The sequence below is a fragment of the Pontibaca salina genome (genome assembly GCF_016307205.1).
Classification (GTDB): domain Bacteria; phylum Pseudomonadota; class Alphaproteobacteria; order Rhodobacterales; family Rhodobacteraceae; genus Pontibaca; species Pontibaca salina.
Genome location: NZ_JAEIJD010000010.1, coordinates 73,246 through 99,929 on the forward strand (window position 1 = coordinate 73,246; position 26,684 = coordinate 99,929).

The following is a 26,684-nucleotide window of genomic DNA, read 5'->3' on the forward strand; positions in this document are numbered from 1 at the left end:
TCATCCCCTCTTTGCGGCGACAGGCAAGGGGTGAATGCGCACCTGACCTTCCCTCCGCCAGTGTTATCCGGTTCAGGTTCAACGGGTCCGCAAATAGCACGTCTCAGCCCCACTGGGCGCCCCGAGGTGACGTGATCCTATCGCCCCCTGCGAATCCCGGCAAGGCGAAAGCCCTTGAGGCAGACCTCTCGCGCCGCTAAGCACGGGCGGCAAAGGAGAGCGCCCATGTCGATCAACAGCTTCGGCCATCTGTTCCGCGTCACCACATGGGGCGAAAGCCACGGCCCCGCTTTGGGGGCCACCGTCGATGGTTGCCCGCCCGGTGTTCCTATTGACGAGGCCGGGCTCCAGCACTGGCTGGACCGGCGCAAGCCGGGCCAGAACAAATACACCACTCAACGCCGCGAGCCGGATCAGGTGCGCATCCTGTCGGGCGTGTTCGAAGGTCAGACCACCGGCACGCCGATCCAGTTGATGATCGAGAACACTGATCAGCGCAGCAAGGACTATTCCGACATCAAGGACAAGTTCCGTCCGGGCCATGCCGACATCACCTATTGGCAAAAATACGGTATTCGCGACTATCGCGGTGGTGGGCGGTCCTCGGCGCGGGAAACTGCCGCACGGGTGGCGGCAGGCGGCTTGGCGCGCGCGGTGCTGGCCACGCTGCTGCCCGAACTGCGCATCACCGGCTATATGGTGCAGATCGGGCCGCACAGGATCGACCGTGCTCGCTTTGATGCTGCGCAAATCGAAGAAAACCCCTTCTGGGTGCCCGATGCACAGGCTGCCACTGATTGGGCCGAATATCTTGACGGCCTGCGCAAATCCGGCAATTCGGTCGGTGCGATGATCGAGGTGACCGCCTCGGGCCTGCCCGCGGGGCTTGGCGCACCGGTCTATGGCAAGCTCGACACCGATCTTGCCAGCGCGATGATGAGCATCAATGCCGTCAAGGGCGTCGAAATCGGCGAAGGCATGGCCGCCGCCGAACTGACCGGAGAGGCAAACGCAGACGAGATCTTCATGGGCGAGGATGGCAACCCGGTCTATTCCTCCAACCATGCTGGCGGGATCCTCGGCGGGATCAGCACCGGACAGGACATCATTGTGCGCTTTGCGGTCAAGCCGACCTCGTCGATCCTGAAACCGCGTCAAACCATCACCCGCGCCGGAGAAGCCACCGAGATCATCACCAAAGGCCGCCATGATCCCTGCGTCGGCATCCGCGCCGTGCCGGTGGCCGAGGCCATGATGGCCTGCGTCTTGCTTGACCACTATCTCTTGCATCGGGGCCAAATCGGCCACAACCGTGGCGCCATCGGCTGAAGCGCAGCCCTGCATCTTCTTCTTGCGAAGAAATATCCTGGGGTCCGGGGCAAAGCCCCGGTCCGCGGCCTCGGCCGTGATCGCGATCCGTTGATCTTTCCTTGTCGGCAGCGCATCGTGCGCCAATGGCAACTCCGCTCACGTCTCACCGCCCCGGTCTGGCGATCCTGCTCAACCTCAGCGCGGTATTCTTCTTCACCGTCATGAGCGCGCTGATCAAGGCGACTGCGGACAGCGTCCCGCCGGGGCAGGCAGTATTCTTTCGCTCGCTTTTTGCGATTCCGGTTATCTTGGTCTGGCTGGCGCTGCGCCAGGAATTGCGCCACGGACTGATTGCCCGCCGCCCGATCGTGCATATTCGGCGCGGCGTGCTGGGCACCACCGCCATGGGCTTGATATTCGCCGGGTTGGGCTTGTTGCCACTGCCTGAAGTGACTGCGATCGGCTTTGCTGCACCGATCTTTACGGTGCTTCTGGCGGCATTGCTTCTGGGAGAGCGTATCCGCCTGATCCGGATTAGCGCGGTGTTGCTGGGACTGCTGGGCGTGCTGATCATGGTCTGGCCGCGTTTGGGCATCGGTGGCGATTATCAGAAATCCGCTGCGGTGGGCGCGCTGCTGGTTCTGTTGTCGGCGATGGCGCGCGCATTGGTGCAGATCCAGATCCGCTCGATGGCTGAGAGCGAAAGCACATCCGCCATCGTGTTCTACTTTTCGGCCACCGCGACCGTGCTGTCGCTGCTCACATTGCCGTTTGGTTGGGTGGTGCCGACAGGGCAGGTTCTGATCCTGCTGGTGCTGGCCGGAGTGATTGGCGGAGCCGCGCAGATTTGCATGACGTCGTCCTATCGGTTTGGTGCGGTGTCGATGCTCGCGCCGGTCGAATATGCCTCGATGCTGTTTGCAATCCTGATCGGTTATATCTGGTTCTCAGAGGTGCCGACCGCGGTGATGTTGGCTGGCGCGGGGCTGATCATTGCGGGTAATATTCTGGTAATCTGGCGCGAACATCATCTGGGGCTAGCGCGCGCGAGGGCGCGCCCAATTGCAGACCCGAAAAGTTAGACGCGGGTTGCGCCGCGCCCGACTGGGGTCAGGCGCGCACCAGTTTTTCATAGCTTTCCGCGATTTCGCGGGTCAGCGTCCCGACTTCAAACCGGAAATCGCCGATCTGCCCCACCGGGGTGACCTCGGCGGCGGTGCCGGTCAGCCAGCATTGCTGAAACCCGTCCAGTTCCTCGGGCATGATGTGGCGCTCATGTACCGTGATGTCGCGCTCTTTCAGCATTTCGATCACGGTCTGGCGGGTGATCCCGTTCAGGAAGCAATCCGGCAGCGGGGTGTGGACCTCGCCGTCCTTGACGAAAAAGATGTTGGCACCCGTCGCCTCGGCCACATAGCCGCGATAGTCCAGCATCATCGCGTCCGAACAGCCCTTGGCCTCGGCGGCATGTTTGGACATGGTGCAGATCATGTAAAGCCCGGCGGCTTTGGCCTCGGAGGGGATGGTTTCGGGGCTGGGCCGTTTCCATTTCGCGATGTCCAGTTTCGCGCCCTGCATCTTGGCGTCACCGTAATAGGCCCCCCATTCCCAGGCGGCCACCGCCATCCGCACCGGATTGCGGGCGCTGGCCACGCCCATATCCTCGCCGGCGCCGCGCCAGGCGACAACGCGCACATAGGCGTCTTGCATGTCATTGGCCTTGAGAACCGCCGCCTTGGCCTCTTCGATCTGGTCCACGGAATAGGGGATGTCGATATCAATTAGTTGCCCCGAGCGGATCAGGCGCTCGGAATGTTCGCGGCTCTTGAAGATCGTGCCGTTATAACAGCGCTCACCCTCGAATACCGAGCTGGCATAATGCATTGCATGGGTCAGGATATGCACCTTGGCGTCGCGCCATGGCACCAGTTTGCCGTCCATCCAGATCTGGCCATCACGATCATCATATCCAGCCATGACATGTCTCCTGTTTTCAAATGTTGCGCTTTCCGCCGGGTTTCTGGGCATAATATTACCCCGAAACCCCGATGCGATACTGCTTCACTCTTGGAATGTCAATAAGGCTGACGTATGCTTGGGCAAAAGCGGGGGATAAGAATATGCCGGGATTGGGTGCAACGCAGACATTCAGCAGTGACGACCTGATATTTCTGAGCGACGAGCAGTTGCGGCAAGGGATCGAGGCGATGTTTTTCGCCTATCGCGGCTTCACTGCTGATCCCGATCGCATTCTGGCCGAATTGGATTACGGACGTGCGCACCATCGGGCGATTCACTTCATCAACCGGGCTCCGGGGACGACGGTAACCAATTTGCTGGCGATTCTGGGTGTCACCAAGCAATCGCTGAACCGGGTGCTGCGCCGGCTGATCTCTGACGGGCTGGTGGAAAGCCGGGTCGGAACGCTGGATAAGCGCGAGCGCCATCTCCACCTGACCGAGGCGGGGTGCGAACTTGAGGGCCGTCTGTCGGATGCACAGCGTGCCCGGTTGCGCGCGGCGTTTCGCGACGCAGGCCCCGAGGCGGTCGCCGGTTTTCGGCAGGTTTTGGAGGCGATGATGGACCCGGACATGCGTCGCGCCTATGCGAAATTGCGGGAGGGCCGGGTATGAGTGTCCCTGACGCCCACCTGTTGATTGTGGACGATGACGAGCGGATTCGCAGCCTGCTGCGCAAATATCTTCTGCGCAACGGTTTTCTGGTGACAGCCGCCCGCGATTCTGCCCATGCGCGCCGTATTCTTGCGGGGCTGGATTTCGATCTCATCGTGCTGGATGTGATGATGCCCGGCGAGGATGGTCTGGCGCTGACCCGCGCCTTGCGCGAAACCCGCGACACGCCGATCCTGCTGCTGACCGCGCGCGGCGAGACCGAAAACCGCATCGACGGACTGGAGGCGGGTGCGGATGATTATCTGGCCAAGCCGTTCGAGCCGAAGGAGTTGCTATTGCGTATCAACGCGATTTTGCGGCGCATGCCCGAGATGTCGCCGCAAGGCGCGTTGCCCAAGTTTCTGCATTTGGGCCCGATCCGTTACGATGTTGAACGGGGCGAGATGTGGCAGGGCGATGAGCTGGTGCGCTTGACCGCCACCGAAAGCCAGTTGATGCGGATCTTTTCGACCTCGCCGGGCGAACCTGTCAGCCGCGCCAAACTGGTCGAGGATCTGGGCCGCGACCGCGGGCAGGCACAGGAGCGTGCGGTGGATGTGCAGATCACCCGGTTGCGTCGCAAAATCGAAAGCGACCCGAAACAGCCGCGCTATCTTCAAACCGTGCGCGGATCAGGGTATATGCTGGCACCAGACTGAGGGTGCGGCCGCCTCCGGCGGGGGTATTTGAAACCAGAAAGATGCAGGGCGAGCGCACCAAGCGCCTGCGCAGGGGGTTAGAGTTGAAAACCGCAGTTTTGACACATGCCGATTGTTTGAATCACGTGACGCCTGACGGCCACCCGGAACAGGTGGCGCGTCTGGAGCATGTCCTGCATGCGCTGGAGTCGCTGGACGTGCAGCGGGTTACAGCGCCGTTGGCCGCAGACGATGATATTTTACGGGTTCATCCGGCCAGCTATCTGGCCGGGCTGCGCGCCGCGCTGCCGGCCAAGAATGCGCGCGCCGTCGATTCGGATACATGGCTGTCGCCGGGCTCGCTGGATGCAGCGTTTCGTGGTGCCGGTGCTGCGGTGCGCGCCGTCGACATGGTGTTGGGGGGCGAGGCACCGAATGCGTTCTGCGCCATCCGCCCGCCGGGCCACCATGCCGAGCGTGAAACCGCGATGGGCTTTTGCTTTTTCGGCAATGCCGCGCTGGCGGTCAAACATGCCTTGGACCATCACGGTCTGAGCCGGGTTGCGGTGGTGGATTTTGATGTACATCACGGCAACGGCACGCAGGATCTTTTGTGGGATGAGCCCCGCGCGCTGACCATCACCAGTCAGCAAGTACCGCTGTTTCCCGGCACCGGCAAAGCCGAGGAGACTGGCGCATATGATAATGTATTGAACATTCCACTGCCGCCGGGCAGTGACGGGGCGCATATGCGGGCCGAGTACGAGCGTCTGGCATTCCCGCGTCTGCGTGCCTTTGCCCCGGAATTGATCGTTGTCTCGGCCGGGTTTGACGCCCATCAGGACGACCCGCTGGCGCAACTGAACTGGAGCACGGAGGATTTCGCCTGGCTGACACGCAACATCTGCGACCTGGCCGAGGAGTTGTGCGAGGGCCGGGTGGTGTCGACCATGGAGGGCGGTTATGATCTGCAGGCGCTGGCCGCATCGGCCAAGGCGCATGTTGAAGAACTGATGAAGGCCGCGGAATGAGCGATACCCCCGTTGAGAAATTGAGCTTCGAAGAGGCGATGAAAGAATTGGAATCTGTGGTCAATCAGCTTGATCATGGGGACGTGGCGCTGGACCGCTCCATCGCGCTGTATGAACGTGGTGCTGCGTTGAAGAAACGCTGCGAGGACGAGTTGAAGCGCGCCGAAGAGAAGGTGGCCGCAATCACGTTGGACAATGACGGCAACCCCACGGGAACCGCGCCGGTCGAAGGTAACTAGTGCCGGGAGAGTGGCTGGAAGATGCCGTCGCGCGTATCGAGGCCCATTTCGCAACTGTCTTGCGCGGATTTCCCGATCTGGCAGTCATGCATGCCATGGCCCATGCGACCAGCGGCGGCAAGCGGCTGCGCGGGTTTCTGGTGATGGAGGGAGCAGCGTTGCATGATGTGCCCGCCGAGCGCGCGATCTGGCCTGCCACCGCGATCGAGGCGCTGCATGCCTATAGTCTGGTGCATGACGATCTGCCCTGTATGGACGATGATGCGATGCGTCGGGGGCAGCCGACCGTGCATGTAAAATGGGACGAGGCAACCGCCGTGTTGGCGGGAGATGCATTGCAGGCGCTGGCCTTTGAACTGGCTACGCATCCCGACTGCGGGCCGCCTGCGGTGCGCGCTGAACTTGCGTTGACTTTGGCGCAGGCCAGCGGCGCACGAGGTATGGTGATGGGACAGGCGCTGGATATTGCGGCTGAAACCGCTGCCACACCGCTGACCTTGGAGCAGATCACCGCGTTGCAAGCAGGAAAAACCGGTGCGTTGATTGAATGGGCGGCCAGTGCGGGGGCCCGGTTGGCGGGCGAAGACCCGGGGCAGTTGCGTGAGTATGCCGCCGCACTAGGGCTTGCGTTTCAGATCGCCGATGACATCTTGGATGTTGAAGGTGATGCTAACAAGGCCGGCAAACGTCTGCAAAAGGATGAGCAAGCCGGCAAGGCTACATTCGTGTCACTGCTGGGATTGGAAGGGGCGCGCGCGCGAGCCGATGAACTGGTTGTGGCGGCCTGCGAGGCGCTTGAATGTTACGGTCCCCGCGCCGATCCCTTGCGCGCAGCGGCGCGCTTCGCTATCTCGCGGGAAAGTTGACTTCGCCCCCGAAGGAGGCGCCGATGCCCAACAGGCCCAAAACTCCGCTTCTGGATCAAGTGACCACACCTGCCGACCTGAAACGGCTGAGCGATGCTGAACTGGCACGGCTGGCGGCGGAATTGCGCGCCGAAACCGTTTCGGCGGTTGCGGTCACCGGTGGCCATCTGGGCGCCGGGCTGGGCGTGGTCGAGCTGACCGTGGCCTTGCACGCGGTGTTTGCGGCCCCGCGCGACAAGATTATCTGGGATGTCGGTCACCAATCCTATCCCCACAAGATCCTGACCGGACGGCGTGACCGTATCCGCACCCTGCGCCAGAAGGACGGGCTGAGCGGGTTCACCAAGCGCAGCGAAAGCCCTTATGATCCGTTTGGGGCGGCTCATTCCAGTACTTCGATCAGTGCGGCGCTGGGCTTTGCTGTGGCCCGCGACCTTGGCGGCGTCACGCCCGAGGGGCTGGGCGATGCCATCGCGGTAATCGGCGACGGCGCGCTGAGTGCGGGCATGGCCTATGAGGCGATGAACAATGCGGGCGATCTCAACAAGCGTCTGATCATCATCCTGAACGACAACGAGATGAGCATCGCACCGCCGGTTGGTGCCATGTCGTCCTATCTGTCGCGACTTTATACCGAAGCACCTTTGCAGGAACTCAAGGCTGCGGCCAAGGGCGCGGTATCGCTGCTGCCGGAACCGTTCCAGATCGGCGCGCGCCGGGCCAAGGAGATGCTCAAGGGCATGACCATTGGTGGCACCTTGTTTGAGGAACTGGGGATTTCCTATGTCGGCCCGATCGATGGCCACGACATGGAGCAGCTTTTGGCGGTGCTGCGCACGGTGAAGGCGCGCGCGACCGGGCCGATCCTGATCCATACCCTGACCCGCAAGGGCAAAGGCTATGGCCCCGCTGAAACGGCACGCGACCGGGGCCATGCGACGGCAAAGTTCGATGTTCTGACGGGCGAGCAGAAAAAGGCGCCCTCGAACGCGCCCAGCTATACCTCGGTATTCGGCAAGACGCTGGCCGGGCTGGCAGCACAGGACGACAAGATCTGTGCGGTGACGGCGGCAATGCCCGATGGCACCGGACTAAATCTGTTTGCCGAACGCTTTCCCAGTCGCTGTTTCGACGTGGGCATCGCCGAGCAGCACGGGGTGACGTTCTCGGCGGCGCTGGCGGCAGGGGGCATGAAACCGTTTTGCGCGATGTATTCGACCTTCCTGCAACGCGGCTATGATCAGGTTGTGCATGATGTGGCAATCCAGCGGCTGCCGGTGCGGTTTGCCATCGACCGGGCCGGGTTGGTGGGTGCGGATGGCGCGACCCATGCGGGCAGCTTTGACATCGCTTTTCTGGCCAACCTGCCGGATTTTGTGGTGATGGCTGCCGCAGATGAGGCTGAACTGATGCATATGGTGGCGACTGCGGCCGCCTATGATGCGGGACCGATTGCCTTCCGCTATCCGCGCGGCGAGGGCGCCGGTATCGATCTGCCCGAGCGCGGCGAAGTGCTGGAGATCGGCAAGGGGCGGATCGTGGCGCAGGGCAAGCGCGTGGCAATCTTGTCGTTTGGTACGCGTCTGGCCGAAGTCCAGAAAGCTGCCGAAGCGCTGGCCGCCAAGGGAGTCAAACCGACCATCGCCGATGCGCGTTTTGCCAAGCCGCTGGATCGCGATCTGATCCTCGACCTGGCGCGCGATCACGAGGCGCTGATCACCATCGAAGAAGGAGCCGTCGGCGGCTTTGGCAGCCATGTGGCGCAGCTTCTGGCCGAGGCGGGGGTGTTCGACGCGGGGCTGAAATATCGCTCGATGGTGTTGCCGGATGAGTTCATCGACCAAGCCAGCCCCGACGACATGTATAAAATGGCCGGCATGAACGCGGAACAGATCGAGGCGCGGGTCTTGGATGTGCTGGGTGTGGCCTCACTCGGTGAACGGCGGGCTTGACGCAACTGTGACGGTCAGGCCGCGGTGACCAAGGCTGCCAACCCTTCCCGATAGGTCGGGTATTTAAGCCGCACGCCCAGTTCCGTCTTGATCCGCTCGTTTCGTACCCGTTTGTTTTCAGCATAAAAACTGCGCGCCATCGGGCTGAGATCGGCCTGATGGAATGAAATTTCCGGCGGGCTTGGAAGGCCGAGCAATTGCGCGGCATGTGCGATCACGTCCTGCGGCGGGGCCGGGTCGTCGTCACATACGTTATAGATGGCACCGGGGTTGGGGCGCTTGATCGAGGCGGCGAGCACTTGAGCGATGTCTTCGACGTGAATGCGCGAAAATACCTGCCCTGATTTGACGATGCGGCGGGCGGTACCTTTTCGCACCTTGGCAAACGGGCCGCGGCCGGGGCCGTAGATGCCGGCAAGACGGAAAATATGCAATGGCAGGCCGGGGATGGAGGCCCACTCGGCTTCGGCCAAGGCCCGCCATTCGCCCCGATCGGTAGAGGGTGTCACCGGCGTGGCCTCATCGACCCAATCCCCGTTGTGATCTCCGTAAACGCCGGTGGTTGATAGATATCCTGCCCAGATCAAATTGGGCGCAACCGCTTGAATTGACCCACGCAGCTTAGCCAGAACAGGGTCGCCGGATGCATCGGGTCCCGCCGAGATCAGCATATGCGTTGCCGCTTCTAAGGGCGGCACGATATTTTCATCGGGCCAAAGCAGCGGTGTGGCACCGCTGGCACGGATTGCCGCGAAATTGGCTGGAGTCCGGGTGGTGCCGATGATTCGCCAACCCTCGGGGGCGAGTTTTCGTGACAGGGCCTGGGCGGAGTAACCGTGGCCAAAAGAAAGCAGCGTCTTATTCATACCGTCTGATCATCCGTTCGTGCCCAAGTTTCAACCCCGAAGGATAGAGCGCCCAAGGCCGTCCTGCAAACGCCGGGCTGAAATCTACCCGGCATGATGAACTGCGGCGAGACGCCGGATCTTGGCTTTTTTCGCGCGTTGATCGCTGGGCTTGATAAAGCTTAACGCCCTTTCCAAATGGGATCGCGCTTTTCGGCAAAGGCTCGCGCACCCTCAGACTGATCCTCCGAGGAGTAGAGCCTATCAACGCTGCGCAATTGCCGCCTCGTGATGCGGTTCATGATGTCCTGAAACCGGGAGGCCTCGGCATCGCGGACGATCTCTTTGATTGCGGCATAGACCAGCGGCGGCCCCGAGGCCAGAAGGCGGGCCAGTTCCCAGGACCGCTCCAGCAACTCGCCCGCCGGGACGATCTCGTTCACCAGACCCCAGCGATGGGCCTCTTCGGCATCAAACCAGCGCCCGGTCAGCAGCAGTTCCATCGCGATGTGATAGGGGATGCGCTTGGGCAGCTTGACGCTGGCGGCATCGGCCACGGTGCCCGAGCGGATCTCGGGCAGCGCAAAAGTGGCGTGGTCGGCGGCCAGGATCATGTCTGCACTCAGCGCCAGTTCCAGCCCGCCGCCGCATGCGATGCCATTGACGGCGGCGATCACCGGCTTGTTCAGATCCGGCAGTTCCTGCAACCCGCCGAAACCGCCGACGCCATAGTCGCCATCCACGGCATCGCCATCGGCGGCTGCCTTGAGATCCCAGCCGGGACAAAAGAACTTCTCGCCTGCGCCGGTCAGGATCGCCACCCGCAGGTCAGGATCGTCACGAAACGCGCTGAATATCTCGCCCATGATGCGACTGGTTTTCAGATCAATGGCATTGGCCTTGGGCCGGTCCAATGTCACCAGCAGGATGGCGCCGTCGCGCTCGGTTCTGACTGGTGTGTGTGTATCGGTCATCGTTCAGGCCTTTCGGATCAGGGCATCGACTGCAACCGCTCGGTCGGGCGTGGAGATCAGCGGATTGACTTCGACTTCGGCAACGGTATCGGCATTTGCTACGATATAGGATTGCACCGCCGCGACGGCGTCAAGAATAGCCGGGATATTCGCGCTCGGGCGGCCGCGATAGCCGGTCAGCAGCGGCGCACAACGCAAGCGCATCAGCGCGGCGTGGATCTGTTCCCTGGTGCTGGGCACCAAAAGCGACACCGTATCGCGCAGGATCTCGGTTAATATGCCGCCCGCACCCAAGGTCAGGATAAAACCGTGCGCCGGATCGCGGATGATGCCAATCAACAACTCGGCGACGCCTCCAGCCACCATTTCCTCGATCAGAAACCTGTCTGTCCCGATTTCTGCTGCGGTTGTTTCGATCAAGGATGGTTCAAGATTAAGCCGTACTGCGCCATATTCGGATTTATGCGCGAGCCCGAGGCCTTTCAGAACCAGTGGCGGGGTCAGGTCGGCGGCGACAGATGCAGCGCCAGTGGGGTCATCGGCTGTGCGCCCTAATGGGATCGTCAACCCATGACGGCCGAGCGCTGATTTTGCCTGATCTTCGTCCAATACCTGCGTTGCCTCAGCAGTGCCAGGCAGAATCAGGGCGTCAGCGTCGGACAGGACCGGAGCAGCGGCGGCGCGGATCGCGGCCAAGGCTTCCGCCAACCCATTGAGGGGCACAACGCCGCCATTCATCAATTGTCGGGCCGTGTGCGGGGGCATCAGCTCGGGCAGCGTCGCAACAACCGCGAAGGGCGCGCCGGTCTGAGCCCGGGCATCAAGGGCGGCCTGCGTAGCACAGGCCCAATCGGCGGCATCGGTATGGGGGTAGTCGACAATTGACAGGGTCAATGCGATATCCGGCCCAGTCATTGCGCCCCAAATGCGGGTCATTTTTTCGGCATCGCGCCAGATATAGGTGTGATAATCTAGCGGATTGGCCACCGCCACCATCGGACCCAGCACCTGTTGCAACTTTCGTTTCTGACTGACTTCCAGTGGCGGGAAATGCAGGTTTTCAGCAAGCGCCAGATCGGCGATCAGGCTGGCCTCCCCGCCGGAGCAACTGATCGAAGCGATATTCGATGACGCCAGGCGGCCAGTGCAATGCAGCAGTTTCAGGGTTTCCAGAAACTCCGGCAGCGTGTTGAGGCGGGCGATGCAAAGCCGGTCCAGCAGCGCCTGCGCTCCGGAATCGGTTCCAGCAAGCGAGGCGGTATGGGACACGGTCGCGCTTCGCGCCTGATCCGACCGTCCGACTTTCAGCGCCACCAGCGGTATGTCGTGCGCTCGCGCCTTTCGCGCCAGAGCTTCCCATTCGCGCAGTTTGCCAAAGCCTTCCACATGTAGACCAATGGCGGTCACGCGTTTGTCGTCCAGAAGCGCCATGGCAATCGCAGCCTGACTGGTCTGGGCCATGTTGCCGCAGGTCACCATATAGGCAATCGGAAGCGTGCGCTGCTGCATGGTCAGATTGATCGCGATATTTGAGGATTGGGTCAGTATGGCGACGCCGCGTTCCACCGGTTCCATACCGTGCTGGTCTGGCCAGATGGCGGTACGATCCAGCGCGTTCACGAAGCCATAACAATTTGGCCCCAAGATCGGCATCTTGCCTGCCGCTGCCACAAGGGCCGCTTGAAGGGAATCGCCTGTTTCATCTTCGGCCTGCGCCTCAGTAAAGCCCGAGGCAAAACAGACCGCGCCGCCCGCGTTCATATCAGCCAGCGCTGCAACCGCCGCAACTGTGGCATGGCGATTGATACCGAGGAATGCCGCATCAATCGGGCCGTCATAATCTCCAAGACGGGGCAGCGTGCGCAGGCCTGCAATCTCTTTTTTGTCGGGATGGACCGGGACAATCACGCCCCTATACTCAATCCGCTGCGCCGCATTGATTATCGATGCGCACCATGCGCCGCCACCGATCACGGCAATGCTTCGCGGGTTCAGCAGACGGCAGAGGTCGCGCATCGAGCAGGCTTTCGCAGCAAAGTTTTTTCGCCTTCGGCGAGGATATTTGGGGCAAGAAGAAACGAATTGTTCATTCTTAAGGGCCATTTTGCCTTTACGGTACAGGCGGGGACGCCGATGACCGTGCGAGGAGAAGGCCCCTTGCGCCGTCTCACGGGTGCAGGGGGCTGACCTGCACTTCTTCTCGCAATAAATATCCCCACCGGAGGCATCGCGCGCACAGCGTGCGATTTCATGGCCCGCCCGGATCTCATGCGCCCAATGTCCGCAGCAGGTCGCGGCTGATGATGTGGCGCTGGATTTCGCTGGTCCCGTCCCAGATGCGTTCCACCCGTGCATCGCGCCAGAATCGTTCCAGGGGGTAATCGTCCATCAGCCCCATGCCGCCATGGATCTGGATCGCCCCATCGGTGACCCGTGCCAACATCTCGGACGCGAACAGTTTGGCGGAGGCGATCTCGCGATTGGCAGGCAGTCCTTGATCCAGCCGGTCGGCGGCGGCCAGCGTCAGCAGGTCGGCGGCGTCGATCTCGGTGATCATGTCCGCGATCTGAAAGCTGACCCCCTGGAACTTGCTGATCTTCTGGCCGAACTGTTCACGCGTCGCGGCGTAATCCAGCGCATAATTGAACACCCGCCGGGCCCGGCCCACCGACATCGCCGCCACGGTGATACGCGTGGCGTAAAGCCAGGTGTTCATCACCTCGAATCCGCCATCGACCGTGCCGAGCACCTGACTATCTGGCAATCGGCAGTCGTCAAAATCCAGAATCATGTTCTTGTAGCCGCGATGACTGACCGAGTTATAGCCGTCGCGCACCGAGAAACCCGGCGTGCCGCGATCGACGAGAAACGCGGTGATGCGCTTTTTCGGCCCCTTTACGGTCTGCTCCTCGCCGGTGGCGACGAAGACGATGAAGAAATCCGCATGATCCGCGCCCGAGATGAAATGTTTGGTGCCGTTCACGACCCAATCCCCTCCATCCCGCCGCGCGCTGCAGGTCATGCTGCGCACATCGGATCCTGCGCCGGGTTCGGTCATCGCCAGCGCGTCCATCCTTTCGCCGCGTACTGCCGGCATCAGGTAACGCTCCACCTGATCGCCCTCGCAGGCCATCAAGATATTCTGGGGACGGCCGAAAAAATGGGTGAGCGCCATGGACCCGCGCCCGAGCTCACGTTCGACCAGCGCAAATTCGAGATGACCGAGACCCGCGCCACCGACGCTTTCCGGAAAGTTGCAGGCATAGAACCCCAACTCGATGGTTTTGCGCTTGATCTCTTCGGCGATCTCTTGGGGCACTTCGCCCGTGCGCTCCACAAGAACCTCGTGCGGATAGATTTCACGCTCGACAAAACTGCGCACTGTGGCGGCGATCATCTCCTGTTCTTCGGTCAGTCCGTATTGCATCTGGTGGTCCTTATTGCGCTCAGTCGGCGTAGTCCGCGCCTTCGGCGTCGAGTATCGCCTTGAGTTCGGACAGGTGGCGGTCAGCCTGATCTGGATAGGTTTCCAGTTCGCTGGCGGTCTTTTCGGCGATGTCATCGGGCAGCACGCGCAGTTCCCGCCCGGTCTGGAGCGCGCGGATATAGGTTTCCGCAGCGCGTTCGAAATAAAACAGCCGGTTGAACGTGTCGGCGACGCTGTGGCCGATAACCATGATGCCGTGATTGCCCATGATCAGCACTTTGTGCCGCGGATTGGTCAGCAGCGCGGCGCAGCGTTCGCCCTCGTCTGCAAAGGCGAGCCCACCATAATGCTCGTCGATGATATAGCGATTGTAGAAAGTGGCGCAGTTCTGGTCGATCGGAGGCAGGCGGCTATCGGCCAGTGACGCTAGAACCGTGGCAAAGATTGAATGAACATGCATCGCGCAGCGCGCATGGGGGCATTGTCGGTGCAGCCCGCCATGCAATCCCCATGCTGTCGGGTCGGGGGCGTTGGGTTCCGAAAGAGTGATAGGGTCATTTGCATCGACCACAATCAGATCGCTGGCACGGATGCGAGAAAAATGCATCTGGTTGGGGTTCATCAGAAACCGGCTGCCATCGTCATTGATCGAGAGGCTGAAATGGTTGGCCACTGCCTCGTGCAGGTTCAGCCGCGCAGCCCAGCGAAAGGCGGCCGCCAGATCGACCCGGTCCTGCTGCTGATCCGTTCGGTTATGCAACGCATTGACCGCCATCTTGGTCCTCCCTTGGCCTGATGCTGCCGCGGTCGGCGTGTTCTGGCCAACGAAAAAAACCTGGCTTTGCGATAAGTAAAACTTATGCCAAATTGATATGCATGCAGACGCCCGTTCCTCCTCTTGGCTGGCTGCGCACCTTTGAGGCGGCGGCGCGGCATTTGTCTTTCACCGGCGCGGCACGCGATCTGAACATGACGCAAAGCGCGGTGAGCCAGCAGATCAAGGCGCTTGAAGGGCATCTGGGCCGTCCGCTGTTCCACCGCCGGCCCCGCGCGCTGGAGCTGACCGAGGCGGGGATCACCTATCTGCCAGTGGTACGCGAGGCGTTTCGCACTTTGATGCGCGGCACCCGCGCGGTCACGGGCAATTCTGGCGACGTGGTGCAAGTACAGGCGAATCTCAGCTTTACGGTGCATTGGCTGGCACCCCGCTTGGCTGGTTTCCATGCCACCCATCCTGAGGTGCGGCTGAACCTGTCGACCGGATTGTGGGAGCCGCGTGAGATGGCAGAGGGCGTCGATCTGGAAATCCGCTATTCGCTGCGCCCGTCGGACACGGTGCGCGCCGAATTGCTGCGCCGCGATCATTATTACCCGGTCTGCGCGCCCGATTATCCGGTGGCGCTGAGCGATCTGGCGATGCAGCCGCTTTATGATTGTACGAACCTGCTGTGCAACTGGGCTACTTGGGCCGAGGATCAGAGCCTGCCATGGAATAATCCGCCGATCACCTATGCCAGCACCTTTACCGTAACGCTTGCCATTGCCAAGGCCGGAGGCGGGTTGGCGCTGGCGCATGATGTGATCGCGCGGCGGCTGATCGAAACCGGGCAACTGGTTGCGCCGTTTAATCACCGTGCGCCGATGCCAGAGGCGTATTACCTGATCCTGTCGCCGCAGGCGGAGCAAGCGCCGGGTGCTGTGGCCTTCGCAGCGTGGCTACGTGCGGAAATGGCCGCCGATGACAGTGGGGGGCTTGCGCCTGCGGCCTCGTTAGGGACAATGGGGCCATGACGCATACCGCTTTCCCCGCATGGCCCGCTGTGGCCGCCGACCTGATTGCCGTTGCCGCTGGCCGTGTCCCTGCCGATATGGTGATACGCGGCGGCATCTGGGTGAATGTCCATAGCCGCGAAACCTTGCCCGGTTACGATATCGCCATCCATTCCGGGCGTATTGCCGCCGTGCTATCGGATGCAAGCGCACAGATCGGGCCGGATACGCAAGTTATCGAGGCGCAGGGGCGATTTATGATCCCCGGCTTATGCGACGCGCATATGCATATTGAAAGCGGCATGCTGACCCCGGCGGAGTTCGCCCGCGCGGTGATCCCCCATGGCACTACGTCGATGTTCACTGACCCGCACGAGATTGCCAACGTGCTCGGGCTGGCGGGCGTGCGGATGATGCATGACGAAGCGCTGATGCAGCCGATCAATATTTTCACCCAGATGCCCTCCTGCGCACCCTCGGCACCGGGGCTGGAGACCACGGGTCACGAGATCACGCCCGAAGACGTGGCCGAGGCGATGGAGTGGCCCGGTATTATCGGGTTGGGCGAAATGATGAACTTTCCGGGCGTCGCTGCCGCCGACCCAAAAATGCTCGCCGAGATCGCCGCGACGCAAGCCGCCGGAAAGACCGTTGGCGGTCATTATGCCAGCCCCGATCTGGGGGCGGATTTCGCGGCCTATGTCGCGGGTGGTCCAGCCGACGATCATGAGGGTACGAGCGAAGCCGACGCCATCGCCCGTGTTCGGCAGGGCATGCGCGCCATGCTGCGGCTGGGGTCGGCGTGGTACGATGTTGCGGCGCAGATCACCGCGATTACCGAGAAAGGGCTGGACCCGCGCAATTTCATCCTGTGCACCGATGACAGCCATTCCGGAACGCTGGTGCATGATGGACATATGAATCGGGTGGTGCGCCATGCGATCGAATGCGGCTGCGATCCGCTGGTTGCATTGCAGATGGCGACGATCAACACTGCCACCCATTTCGGTCTGGAACGCGAGATTGGCAGCCTGACACCGGGACGGCGTGCGGATGTCATTCTGACATCCGATCTGACCGCCTTGCCGATTGAGACGGTGATCGCGCGCGGGCAGGTGGTGGCCGAAAACGGCGCATGTCTGGTCGATTGCCCGCATTATGATTGGCCCGCAAGCGCGCGCGGCACGGTGCATCTGGGGCATGAATTGGCGGCGCGAGACTTCGAGATTGCCGCACCCGAGGGCGCGACCACTGTGCGCGCCAATGTGATCGGCGTGGTTGAAAATCAGGCTCCGACCAAGGCACTCACCGCTGATCTGCCGGTGCGCGGCGCATTGGTTGAAGGGCAGGGCGATATTTGCCAGATCGCGCTGGTCGAACGGCATCGCGCGACCGGAGAGGTCGTCAATGGCTTCGTTTCGGGGTTTGGCTACACGGGCACAATGGCCATGGCCTCGACCGTGGCCCATGACAGCCATCACATGATCGTCGTAGGTACCGATCGCGAACAGATGGCGCTGGCCGCGAACCGGTTGGCCGAGGTCGGGGGCGGTATCTCCGTCTGGCGCGATGGCGCGGAATTGGCGCTGGTCGAACTGCCCATTGCTGGATTGATGTCCGACCGCCCGGCTTCTGAGGTCGCAGAGCGGGCGCAGCAGATGATGCAGGCCATGCGCGACTGCGGTTGTGAGTTGAATAACGCCTATATGCAGCATTCTCTGCTGGCACTGGTGGTAATCCCGGAATTGCGGATTTCAGATTTAGGATTGGTGGACGTGCGTAAATTCGAGATGATCCCGCTATTGGAGCTGCAACCATGACGCGGCTGCGCGTCCCCGAGACCCCCGCACCGCAAGACTTCACCGATCCGGTCGAGGCGGTCGAGCGACTTCAGTTGCTTTATACTCAGGCAACCGAATTTCTGGCTGCGGCTTTTGCTGACTCCATGACACATGGCGCGCCGGGTGCGCGGATCCGCGCGTTTTATCCGGAGATCCGCCTGACCACCTCAAGCTTTGCGCGGATTGATACGCGGCTCAGCTTCGGACATGTGGCCGGGCCGGGGACTTATTCCACAACTGTTACGCGGCCCGATTTGTTTCGCAACTATCTGATCCAACAGATCGGCCTGTTGATCCGCAACCACGGTCAGCCGGTCACTATTGGACCATCCGAAACCCCGATCCCGGTGCATTTTGCGCTGACGGAGGAGCCGGCGCTTACGGTGCCCCACGAGGGCGCCGCCGCGTTCACTCTGCGCGATGTGTTCGATGTTCCCGATCTGGTCACCACCAATGATGACATCGTCAACGGCACCCATGTGCCTGCTGATGGCACCGGCCCGCTCTCGTTGTTCACTGCGCAACGCATCGATTACTCGCTGGCCCGTCTGGCGCATTACACGGCGACCGATCCGGAGCATTTCCAAAACCATGTGATGTTCACCAACTACCAGATCTATGTCTCCGAGTTCGAAAGCTATGCTCGGGCGCAACTCGCGGATCCCGACAGCGGCTATTGCAGTTTCGTCAGCACCGACAACGTCGAGATCACCGACCCTGAGGCACCGCTTGAAACGCCCCTGAAGCTGCCGCAAATGCCGACCTATCATCTCAAGCGGCCTGACGGGTCGGGGATCACGCTGGTCAATATCGGCGTCGGACCCAGCAACGCCAAGACAGCGACTGACCATATTGCGGTGCTGCGCCCTCACGCGTGGCTGATGGTTGGACACTGCGCCGGCTTGCGCCACACGCAGACGCTGGGGGATTTCGTGCTCGCCCATGCCTATCTGCGCGAAGATCATGTTCTGGACGATGATCTGCCGCTTTGGGTTCCGATCCCGGCGCTGGCGGAAATTCAGATCGCGTTGGAACAAGCGGTGGCCGAGGTAGCCAAGTTGGATGGCTTCGACATCAAGCGGATCATGCGCACCGGGACCGTCGCGACCATCGACAACCGCAATTGGGAATTACGCGACCAGTCCGGCCCGGTGATGCGCCTGAGCCAAGGCCGCGCCATCGCATTGGATATGGAAAGTGCCACGATCGCGGCCAATGGGTATCGGTTCCGGGTGCCATATGGCACGCTTCTATGTGTTTCGGACAAGCCCCTGCATGGCGAATTGAAGCTGCCCGGCATGGCCTCGGATTTCTATAATACGCAGGTTTCGCGTCATCTGGCGATTGGATTGCGTGCGATGGAATCGCTGCGCCTGATGCCGCTGGAACGGCTGCACAGTCGAAAATTACGCTCGTTTGACGAAACGGCCTTCCTGTAAGTGGTCAAAAAGCCATAAAAGCAGCGAAAAACGGCTGTTTTCCTCTTGCAACACACCACTATTCGTTGTGTTCCTACACAATATACCGCTAGATACGGCCATAACGGCCCTACAGTTCGGGCGGACGAAGGAGATAAAAGCATGTCAAAACCAATGACCAAGACCCAGCTCGTCGCCGCACTGGCCGAGGATATGGACACGGACAAGAAAAGCGCCAGCGCTGCGCTGGACGCAATTGTCGGGATCATTACGCGCGAGGTCAGCAATGGCGGAGCAGTGACCTTGCCCGGTGTCGGCAAGATTTATTGCCGCGAACGCCCCGAGCGGATGGTGCGCAACCCCGCCACCGGCGAGCAGTTCATGAAAGAGGCCGACAAGGTGGTCAAGATGACCATCGCCAAGGCGCTCAAGGACAGCGTGAACAGCTGAACTCGAAATCGACACGAATTGATCAAGAGGGTCGTCTGGAATGGGCGGCCCTTTTTTTATGCTGCGCAGGCGGATGTCTTTGCGGTTTGCGCTGTGTTCCTGCATCCCTATAGTGCGCCTGACGACATTTTTGTCACCGTTGCAGAAGGACAAGAATTTGCGAGCAGCGCCCTCTGATCGCCCGGTTGCTGGCCCCGCGCTGGATACGGCCGCCATCGTCATGGGGCTGGCATTTGCGTTTATGTGGTCATCGGCGTTCACGTCGGCGCGGATCATTGTGCAAGATGCCTCGCCGCTTCTGTCGCTGGCGCTACGGTTCCTGATCTCGGGGCTGCTGGGCGTTGGTATCGCCCTGTGGATGGGCCAAACATGGCGGCTGACAAGGGGCCAGTGGCGCGCGACCATCCTGTTTGGTGTCGGTCAAAACGCGCTTTATCTGGGTTTGAACTTTGTCGCCATGCAGACTGTCGAGGCCTCGCTTGCTGCGATTATTGCCTCGACCATGCCGTTGTTAGTGGCGGTGGCAAGCTGGCTGTTTCTCGGTGAGAAACTGCGCCTTCTGGGTATTGCGGGGCTGATTGCGGGGGCCATTGGTGTGACCCTTATCCTCGGCAGCCGGATCAGCGCGGGCGTTGATCTATATGGCGTTATCCTTTGCGGAATCGCGGCACTGGCGCTGACCTTTGCCACATTGATGGTGCGCGGGGCCACGTCGGGAGGCAATTTCATGATGGTGGTGGGATTGCAGATGCTGGTCGGGTCGGCGATCCTGTTTGTCGCGGCACCGCTGACGGAAACCCTGTTTATCAACCCGACATGGCCGCTGGCCTTGGCCTTTGGCTATACCACGCTGGTTCCGGGTCTTACGGCGACATTCGTCTGGGTATTGCTGCTGAACCGGATCGGAGCGGTCCGTGCCGCGACGTTTCATTTCCTCAACCCGGTGTTTGGCGTTGCCATCGCGGCGATGCTTCTGGGCGAAACGCTGGGTCTGTGGGACGCGGTCGGGGTGCTGATCGTCACCTTGGGAATCCTAGCCGTGCAGGTGTCGCGCCAGCGGCCAGAAGAGAAACCAGCCGTTGTGCCGGCAGGCGGCGCGCGCAAACGAACACGCCGCTGAAATGGAGTGAATAGTTCTTTAATTCTGCCGCGCGCAACACATGTATGAAAGCACAGCCCTTTAGATGAGGATTGCCATGTCACGCTACACCAAATCTCCCGAAGCGGTCGCTGCTCTGACCCCCGAAGAATACCATGTCACCCAAGAAAGCGGGACCGAGCGCCCCGGCACCGGTAAGTTGCTAAACAACACCGAGCCCGGCATCTATGTTGATATCGTCTCGGGTGAGCCGCTGTTCGCCAGTTCCGACAAATATGAAAGCGGCTGCGGCTGGCCCAGCTTCACCAAGCCCATCGAGCCGGCACATGTCGCCGAATTACCGGATCGCAGCCTTGGCATGGTACGTACCGAAGTGCGCAGCACCCATGGTGACAGCCATCTGGGCCACGTGTTTCCCGACGGACCGGCGGATCGTGGCGGGTTGCGCTATTGCATCAATTCGGCCTCGCTGCGCTTTATCCATCGCGACGATATGGAGTCCGAGGGATATGGTGAATATCTCAACCAGGTGGAGGACGTGACATGACCAAGACCGAACGCGCTGTTCTGGCAGGCGGCTGTTTCTGGGGGATGCAGGACCTGATTCGCCGGCGGCCCGGGGTCGTGAAAACCCGCGTCGGCTATACCGGCGGGGACGTGCCGAACGCGACTTACCGCAACCACGGCACCCATGCGGAAGGAATCGAGATCATTTTTGACCCATCGGTGCTTTCCTACCGCGAGATTTTGGAACTGTTTTTCCAGATCCACGACCCGACGACGCAGAACCGGCAGGGCAATGATATCGGGCTGAGCTATCGCTCGGCGATCTACTATGTAGACGAGAACCAGAAACAGGTGGCGCTGGACACGATTGCCGATGTCGACGCCTCTGGCCTTTGGCCGGGAAAGGTTGTGACCGAGGTCGAGCCGGTTGGTGCGTTTTGGGAGGCCGAGCCCGAGCATCAGGATTATCTGGAGCGGGTGCCGAACGGCTATACCTGTCATTTCGCGCGCCCCGACTGGGTGTTGCCCAAGCGCAAGGCATCCTGAGAGCGGCTTAGTGGGTCGCTATTCGGGGCCGTCCGCTGGCCTCGACGGTGATCTGTGCCTCGACAATGATCTCACGCGCTTCGACGGGCGCAGAGTTCACCTCGCGCCAGACCGTTATCTGGATACCCTCGGCCCCCGCTTGCATCACTTCGCTCTTGGCCTGCGCCCGCAATAGAGTTTCAAGATGGTCCAGCGCTTCGTCGGGTGAAGTAAAATCCTCGGGGCCGCTTTCCAGATGCACCCGAAACTGGCCCGCAGCAGGTGAAGTCATGGTGCCAATACGCCGAATCGTGACCCGCCCGACGACCGCACCGATCGCATTGGCCACATCCGAATGTTCGGGCAGGACCATGCGACAACCCAGTCGCTTGCCCACCGCTGGATAATAACAGCGCGCTGCTGCGCCCAACCCGACCACGTCGATATTCAGCCATGTGTCGAACGCCAACAAGCCCCGATGGTGGTTCAGTCCGGCGTGCAATAGCTTGTTGCCGACCAATTCGGACGGGGAGGTGTCAAAACCGGGCACTTCCTCGGCGAATGCGCTTTCCAGCAAGGTCAGGCTGGTCTGCTCGGTCATCTGATCGACAATCATATTTGCTAGGGCGGCGGCATCTGTTGCCAGCCGCTGGCCTGATCCGCTGCGTTTGCGCGCAATCAGGGTCAGCGCCTTTTGCGCAGCCGCGCCATCCCATACATCGACCCGGCCCAACACATGCGCCGCATCGGAGGGCGTGGCGCCCGCCAGTTGCACCAGCCCGCGATCGACCAGCCGACGCAATGCACTTTTGTCGATTCGGTTGCGAATCACCGCGCCCAAAGGCTGCAGGCCGGTGCCGATTCTTTCCAGCAGAAGCGCGTCACGCGGGTTCAAGCCGTTGGAGGGCTGGCCGGACACCGCGCGGACAAAGCTTGCATCATATTCACCGGGGGCAGTGGCGCGCAGTTGCGCATCCAGCGTCGCGTGGACCAGATCAGGCGTTTCCTGCGCAATCAAGGCCACCGGCAACACGCGGCGGGGGCCAAGAATCACCCCGCCTGCAAGGCCTTCTCTAAGCGGGTGCACCTGACTGTCACCACCAAGTCCGCTGGTGCGCATCGCCACGGCCTCGACCATTGTTCGAAAACCGCCCACGCGCGCGCCGTCCGGGTCAAGGGCGGGCCTTCCATCGCGCAACAGCGCGACATCCGTCGTGGTGCCGCCGATATCGGACACCAGCGCCTCCTCCGTCCCGGTCAGCCAGCGCGCGCCCACAATGGACGCAGCCGGGCCGCTGAGGATGGTTTCGATCGGGCGCGCGCGGGCCTGTTCGGCGGACATCAGCGCACCGTCACCGCGTACCACCATCAGCGGGGCGTCAATGCCCAGATCGATCAATCCAGCCTGTGCGCGTCCGATCAACGCGTCGATCATGCCGATCAGCCGCGCATTCAGCACCGCCGTCACCGCCCGCTTTGGTCCGTTCAACCGTGCCGAAAGCTGATGTGAACAGGTCACCGGTACGCCGGTGCGGGCCGTGATAATGCGCGCGGCCTCAAGCTCGTGGGCAGGGTTGCGGGTGGCAAATTGCGACGCCACGGCAAAACCCGACACAGGCTCGAGATCCGCCAGAAACCTGTCCAGCGCGGCGACATCCAGTGGTGCAGCCTCGCTACCGGCATGGCTATGGCCGCCCGACAGCACCAGCAGCGGGTCACCATTCACCGCCTCAGCCACGCCATTGCGCTCAAGGTCGCCAGTCGGAAACCCAATATAGATCAGGGCCACACGCCCGCCTTGACCTTCGACCAGCGCATTCGTGGCCAATGTGGTGGACAGTGACGCCAGCGCGATCTCGCCCGGTGCGATGGAGGACTGGGTCAGCACTGCGCGCACCGCTTCCGTGACGCCGATCGCCAAATCGGACCGTGTCGTCAGTGCTTTGGAACTCGCGATCACCTGCGCCTCATCGCGCATCAACACAGCATCCGTATAGGTGCCGCCGGTATCCACACCCAACAGAATCGCCATGCCGGACCTCCCTTCTACCGTGCCAATTGCGTGACTGCCCAGCGCGCCGCATCAGCCACCGCCGGGTCGGGATCATCGACCAGAGCCTGAGCGACCCCGGATAATTCTTCTTCCTCCGAATTTCCGATCGCGTACAGCACATTGCGCACAAACCGGTCGCGTCCGATCCGCTTGATCGGCGAGCCCGAGAACAAGGCGCGAAACCCCGCATCGTCCAGCATTGCCAGATCGGCCAGTTTCGGGGCCAGCAACTCTTCGCGCGCGGCATAGCGCATGTCGCTCGCGGCAACGGCAAACTTGTTCCACGGGCAGGCCGCCAGACAATCGTCACAGCCATAGATCCGGTTGCCCATCTTTTCGCGCAATTCTTCAGAGACCGGACCTCTGTGCTCGATGGTCAAATAGGAAATGCAGCGTGTCGCATCGATCTGCCAAGGCGCGGGGAAGGCATCGGTCGGGCAGGCATCCAGACAGGCGCGGCACGAGCCGCAATGTTCGACTTCGGGCGCATCGGTGGGCAGGTCCAGCGTGGTAAAGACCGAGCCGATAAACGCCCAGTTGCCCCAGTCACGGCTGAGCAGATTGGTATGTTTGCCCTGCCAGCCCAGCCCCGCCGCCTGACCCAACGGCTTTTCGGGCACCGGCGCGGTATCAACGAAGACCTTCACTTCTGGTGCCGCGTCCGCTGCCTCGGCAATCAACCACCGTGCCAGCCGCTTCAGCCGCTTCTTGACCATATCGTGATAGTCGCGGTTTTGCGCATAGACGGAAATTGCGCCGCGGTCGCGTTGCCCCAGAATAGCCAGGGGGTCATGTTCTGGCGTGTAACTTTCGGCCAGCATGATGACTGATCGCGCGTCCGGCCAAAGCGCCGCCGGGTTGCCCCGCCAATGGCTGCGCTTTTCCAGCCAGTCCATCTGCCCGTGATAACCGGCCTGTAAAAACGCCTCCAGCCGCTCCGGCACCTCCGGCACGTCCCAGGGCCGACAGATCCGACACGCAACAAAGCCTTCGGCCAGAGCCTGCTGGACCAGCCGTTGCTTCAGCGCAGCCATGTCGTCTTTCTGGTTCAAAATACCCTCGGGGGGAATCGCCGCAGGCGATGGGGGCAGAACGCCCCCGGCAAGATCAGCGGCTCAAAAATCCAGATCTGCATAATGCGCCGGCGGGCGGAACCCGGATATCTGATCGGCGAGAATCGAGCGGAAGGCAGGGCGCGATTTGATCTTGGCATACCAATCCTTGACCGTGGAGGATCGGTTCCAGTCGACATCGCTGATATAGTCCAGCGCCGAGAGATGCGCGGCAGCCGCAAAATCGGCCAAGGTCATATTGTCACCGGCCAACCAGCGGCGATGGTCCAGAAGCCAAGCCATGTAATCCAGATGATATTTGATCGCCCTGGCCCCATCCTTGACGTTGCGGCTGTCGGGATAGCCCGCCCCGGTCACCTTCTTGTTCACCCGCTCATAGAGCAGTTTCGATGTGACTTCATGATGGAACTTGTCATCGAACCAGCCAACAAGGCGGCGCACTTCAAAGCGGCTATTGGCGTCCTTGGGCAATAGGGGCGGATCGGGGCGGGTTTCCTCAATATATTCGCAAATGGCGGCACTTTCCGCTAGCATTTTGCCATCCAGCTTGAGCACCGGCACCTTCGCTGCCGGATTCCGGCGCAGGAAATCGGGGTCCTGTTCCCAATAGCGCTCCTCGATCAGTTCGACCTCGACCTTCTTCTCGGCCAAGGACAGCCGCACCTTGCGGCAAAACGGTGAGAGGGGGACGTGAAACAGACGAGCCATGGAGTTCCGGTGATGGTTGGACGTTATTCCCTCCATGCCCTGCATTGCGGCAGTTTTCAATCCTCGAAACATGCGGCGCGACCATCTGCGCGAATCGTGTCCGCGCCGGCTGCGATCGAAGTGGCGCGTCGGCTCATCCATGCGCTGGGTCTGCCGGCTGAGCGATCGCGTGGGTCGGGCAGGGCGGCGGCCAGCAATGCGGCCTGCCGGGGAGTGAGTTTGTCGGCGCCAACGCCGAAATGATGGCGCGCGGCGGCTTCGACGCCAAAAATGCCTTGGCCCATCTCGGCAACGTTCAAATAGACTTCGATGATGCGGCGTTTGGGCCAGATTATCTCGACCGCAGGGGTGATCGCGGTCTCCAGTGCCTTACGCAGCCAACTGCGCCCCTGCCACAGGAACACGTTCTTGACCACTTGCTGGCTGATCGTTGATCCACCGCGCCGCGCCCCCGAATCCATTGCCGCGCGGATCGCGGTCACGTCAAAGCCCCAATGACGGCAAAAATTGGCATCTTCGGCCGCCACAGCCGAGCGCGCCATGACCGGTGCGATATTGCCGATCTTGACCCAATTACGCTCGATTTGTCCGAAGCGCCGCTTTTCGGAAAGCATGGTATGGGTAATCGGCGGGTTCACGACCGAAAACAACACCACCAGCGCGAGAACAAGCAACGCCACCACCATGACTGCACGCAATGCAAACCTGCGGAGCCGGTGCAACGGTCGCATCGGTTTCTTGCGCTTTGTACGCGCTTTTTTCTTACGGGTTTTAGTGGTCGTTGCCATAGAGCAGCTATAGGCTCTGTCGTTCATTCACGAAAGCCCCGCAAGGTTAGGGCAGGCCGGAGCGGATCCAGATGTGGCATTCGCGTCAATGCCAATGCCATTGCCAGTGTGCGAACCCCAAACGGCATTGGGTGAAAAGAGCCGGATATGACACTGGAAACGAAGGCTGCTTTGGACGATGATGTCGTCTTGAACTTGCCTCTGGGCCGGGCTGCTCAGGCCGAGGGCAGTCGGAGATCATGGGGGCACTCGCGGTCGGCTACACCAGTCAGCGGGTGACAGAAAAGGATAGGTAATCGCGATGAATAAAAACATGACGTTCGACAGTTACCCTCAAAAGCCCCACGGAGGGGTGCTGGTCAATCAGGTCGTGTCGGCTGATAAGCGGGATGAGCGCATAGCATATGCGAAAACATTGCCAGCGATCCGTGTCGATTTGGAAGCGGTCATTACCATCGAAATGATCGCCACCGGGGTGCTTTCGCCCAACACGGGGT

General features: G+C 61.3%; 26 protein-coding genes and 1 riboswitch. Of the genes, 16 read left to right on the plus strand and 10 right to left on the minus strand.

Annotated elements, in window-relative coordinates:
* Positions 1 to 32: 32 nt before the first annotated feature.
* Positions 33 to 134: riboswitch (TPP riboswitch) on the minus strand.
* A gap of 91 nt (positions 135 to 225) precedes the next feature.
* Positions 226 to 1,329 carry a chorismate synthase gene (gene aroC, locus JAO82_RS11790; protein ID WP_198686583.1) on the plus strand — a complete coding sequence of 368 codons (1,104 nt, stop codon included), beginning with the start codon at positions 226 to 228 and terminating at the stop codon, positions 1,327 to 1,329.
* Between the two features lie 125 nt (positions 1,330 to 1,454).
* A complete protein-coding gene (locus JAO82_RS11795) occupies positions 1,455 to 2,393 on the plus strand; it encodes a DMT family transporter (RefSeq protein WP_198686584.1) in 939 nt (312 codons plus the stop codon).
* Positions 2,394 to 2,421: 28 nt separating this feature from the next.
* Here JAO82_RS11795 and JAO82_RS11800 read toward each other — a convergent pair whose 3' ends face one another.
* Positions 2,422 to 3,288 (minus strand): branched-chain amino acid aminotransferase, encoded by an 867-nt coding sequence (locus JAO82_RS11800; protein WP_198686585.1) that lies wholly within the window; start codon positions 3,286 to 3,288, stop codon positions 2,422 to 2,424.
* Between the two features lie 143 nt (positions 3,289 to 3,431).
* Here JAO82_RS11800 and JAO82_RS11805 point away from each other — a divergent pair, with 143 nt between their 5' ends.
* From JAO82_RS11805 to dxs, 6 genes are all read left to right on the plus strand, one after another.
* Entirely contained in the window at positions 3,432 to 3,944 is a 513-nt protein-coding gene (locus JAO82_RS11805) for a MarR family winged helix-turn-helix transcriptional regulator (RefSeq protein WP_198686586.1), read from the plus strand.
* Positions 3,941 to 4,642, plus strand: a complete 702-nt coding sequence (locus tag JAO82_RS11810) for a response regulator (protein WP_198686587.1) — start codon at positions 3,941 to 3,943, stop codon at positions 4,640 to 4,642. The genes JAO82_RS11805 and JAO82_RS11810 overlap by 4 nt, the downstream gene beginning before the upstream one ends.
* 83 nt (positions 4,643 to 4,725) lie before the next feature.
* Entirely contained in the window at positions 4,726 to 5,652 is a 927-nt protein-coding gene (locus JAO82_RS11815; protein ID WP_198686588.1) for a histone deacetylase family protein, read from the plus strand.
* Positions 5,649 to 5,891 carry an exodeoxyribonuclease VII small subunit gene (locus JAO82_RS11820; RefSeq protein WP_198686589.1) on the plus strand — a complete coding sequence of 81 codons (243 nt, stop codon included), beginning with the start codon at positions 5,649 to 5,651 and terminating at the stop codon, positions 5,889 to 5,891. Before JAO82_RS11815 ends, JAO82_RS11820 begins: the two co-directional genes overlap by 4 nt.
* Positions 5,891 to 6,757, plus strand: a complete 867-nt coding sequence (locus tag JAO82_RS11825; RefSeq protein WP_408635540.1) for a polyprenyl synthetase family protein — start codon at positions 5,891 to 5,893, stop codon at positions 6,755 to 6,757. Before JAO82_RS11820 ends, JAO82_RS11825 begins: the two co-directional genes overlap by 1 nt.
* A 23-nt stretch (positions 6,758 to 6,780) precedes the next feature.
* Positions 6,781 to 8,709, plus strand: a complete 1,929-nt coding sequence (gene dxs / locus JAO82_RS11830) for a 1-deoxy-D-xylulose-5-phosphate synthase (protein ID WP_198686590.1) — start codon at positions 6,781 to 6,783, stop codon at positions 8,707 to 8,709.
* A 14-nt stretch (positions 8,710 to 8,723) separates the two neighbouring features.
* Here dxs and JAO82_RS11835 read toward each other — a convergent pair whose 3' ends face one another.
* The 5 genes from JAO82_RS11835 to JAO82_RS11855 form a co-directional block, all read right to left on the minus strand.
* On the minus strand, positions 8,724 to 9,575 hold the full coding sequence (locus JAO82_RS11835; RefSeq protein WP_198686591.1) for an SDR family oxidoreductase: 852 nt from the start codon (positions 9,573 to 9,575) through the stop codon (positions 8,724 to 8,726).
* Positions 9,576 to 9,736: 161 nt separating this feature from the next.
* Positions 9,737 to 10,528 (minus strand): carnitinyl-CoA dehydratase, encoded by a 792-nt coding sequence (locus tag JAO82_RS11840; RefSeq protein ID WP_198686592.1) that lies wholly within the window; start codon positions 10,526 to 10,528, stop codon positions 9,737 to 9,739.
* Between the two features lie 3 nt (positions 10,529 to 10,531).
* Positions 10,532 to 12,544, minus strand: a complete 2,013-nt coding sequence (locus JAO82_RS11845) for an acetate--CoA ligase family protein (RefSeq protein ID WP_198686593.1) — start codon at positions 12,542 to 12,544, stop codon at positions 10,532 to 10,534.
* Between the two features lie 250 nt (positions 12,545 to 12,794).
* A complete protein-coding gene (locus tag JAO82_RS11850) occupies positions 12,795 to 13,955 on the minus strand; it encodes an acyl-CoA dehydrogenase family protein (RefSeq protein WP_198686594.1) in 1,161 nt (386 codons plus the stop codon).
* Between the two features lie 19 nt (positions 13,956 to 13,974).
* Positions 13,975 to 14,730, minus strand: coding sequence for a class II aldolase and adducin N-terminal domain-containing protein (locus tag JAO82_RS11855; RefSeq protein WP_198686595.1), 756 nt, complete (start codon positions 14,728 to 14,730; stop codon positions 13,975 to 13,977).
* A gap of 101 nt (positions 14,731 to 14,831) precedes the next feature.
* Here JAO82_RS11855 and JAO82_RS11860 point away from each other — a divergent pair, with 101 nt between their 5' ends.
* From JAO82_RS11860 to msrA, 7 genes are all read left to right on the plus strand, one after another.
* Positions 14,832 to 15,746, plus strand: a complete 915-nt coding sequence (locus JAO82_RS11860; RefSeq protein ID WP_198686596.1) for a LysR substrate-binding domain-containing protein — start codon at positions 14,832 to 14,834, stop codon at positions 15,744 to 15,746.
* Positions 15,743 to 17,545, plus strand: coding sequence for an adenine deaminase (gene ade, locus JAO82_RS11865; RefSeq protein WP_198686597.1), 1,803 nt, complete (start codon positions 15,743 to 15,745; stop codon positions 17,543 to 17,545). The genes JAO82_RS11860 and ade overlap by 4 nt, the downstream gene beginning before the upstream one ends.
* Complete coding sequence (locus JAO82_RS11870) at positions 17,542 to 19,005, plus strand: AMP nucleosidase (RefSeq protein ID WP_198686598.1); 1,464 nt, start codon at positions 17,542 to 17,544, stop codon at positions 19,003 to 19,005. The genes ade and JAO82_RS11870 overlap by 4 nt, the downstream gene beginning before the upstream one ends.
* Before the next feature lie 141 nt (positions 19,006 to 19,146).
* Positions 19,147 to 19,434: an HU family DNA-binding protein gene (locus JAO82_RS11875; RefSeq protein WP_198686599.1), complete on the plus strand. Its 288-nt coding sequence runs from the start codon at positions 19,147 to 19,149 to the stop codon at positions 19,432 to 19,434.
* A 199-nt stretch (positions 19,435 to 19,633) separates the two neighbouring features.
* A complete protein-coding gene (locus tag JAO82_RS11880; RefSeq protein WP_198686613.1) occupies positions 19,634 to 20,554 on the plus strand; it encodes a DMT family transporter in 921 nt (306 codons plus the stop codon).
* A 76-nt stretch (positions 20,555 to 20,630) separates the two neighbouring features.
* Positions 20,631 to 21,080 carry a peptide-methionine (R)-S-oxide reductase MsrB gene (gene msrB / locus JAO82_RS11885; protein ID WP_198686600.1) on the plus strand — a complete coding sequence of 150 codons (450 nt, stop codon included), beginning with the start codon at positions 20,631 to 20,633 and terminating at the stop codon, positions 21,078 to 21,080.
* A complete protein-coding gene (gene msrA / locus JAO82_RS11890; RefSeq protein ID WP_198686601.1) occupies positions 21,077 to 21,586 on the plus strand; it encodes a peptide-methionine (S)-S-oxide reductase MsrA in 510 nt (169 codons plus the stop codon). Before msrB ends, msrA begins: the two co-directional genes overlap by 4 nt.
* Before the next feature lie 7 nt (positions 21,587 to 21,593).
* Here the strand turns inward: msrA and JAO82_RS11895 are convergent, their stop codons facing one another.
* From JAO82_RS11895 to mtgA, 4 genes are all read right to left on the minus strand, one after another.
* Positions 21,594 to 23,597 carry a hydantoinase/oxoprolinase N-terminal domain-containing protein gene (locus JAO82_RS11895; RefSeq protein ID WP_198686602.1) on the minus strand — a complete coding sequence of 668 codons (2,004 nt, stop codon included), beginning with the start codon at positions 23,595 to 23,597 and terminating at the stop codon, positions 21,594 to 21,596.
* A 14-nt stretch (positions 23,598 to 23,611) separates the two neighbouring features.
* Positions 23,612 to 24,652, minus strand: coding sequence for a tRNA epoxyqueuosine(34) reductase QueG (gene queG / locus JAO82_RS11900; RefSeq protein WP_198686603.1), 1,041 nt, complete (start codon positions 24,650 to 24,652; stop codon positions 23,612 to 23,614).
* Positions 24,653 to 24,733: 81 nt separating this feature from the next.
* Entirely contained in the window at positions 24,734 to 25,399 is a 666-nt protein-coding gene (gene fzlA, locus JAO82_RS11905; RefSeq protein WP_198686604.1) for an FtsZ-binding protein FzlA, read from the minus strand.
* A 56-nt stretch (positions 25,400 to 25,455) separates the two neighbouring features.
* Positions 25,456 to 26,187, minus strand: a complete 732-nt coding sequence (gene mtgA / locus JAO82_RS11910; RefSeq protein ID WP_198686605.1) for a monofunctional biosynthetic peptidoglycan transglycosylase — start codon at positions 26,185 to 26,187, stop codon at positions 25,456 to 25,458.
* 301 nt (positions 26,188 to 26,488) lie between these two features.
* Between mtgA and JAO82_RS11915 the strand changes: the two genes are divergently transcribed.
* The coding region (locus JAO82_RS11915; RefSeq protein WP_198686606.1) for a hypothetical protein at positions 26,489 to 26,684 on the plus strand (196 nt) is incomplete at its 3' end.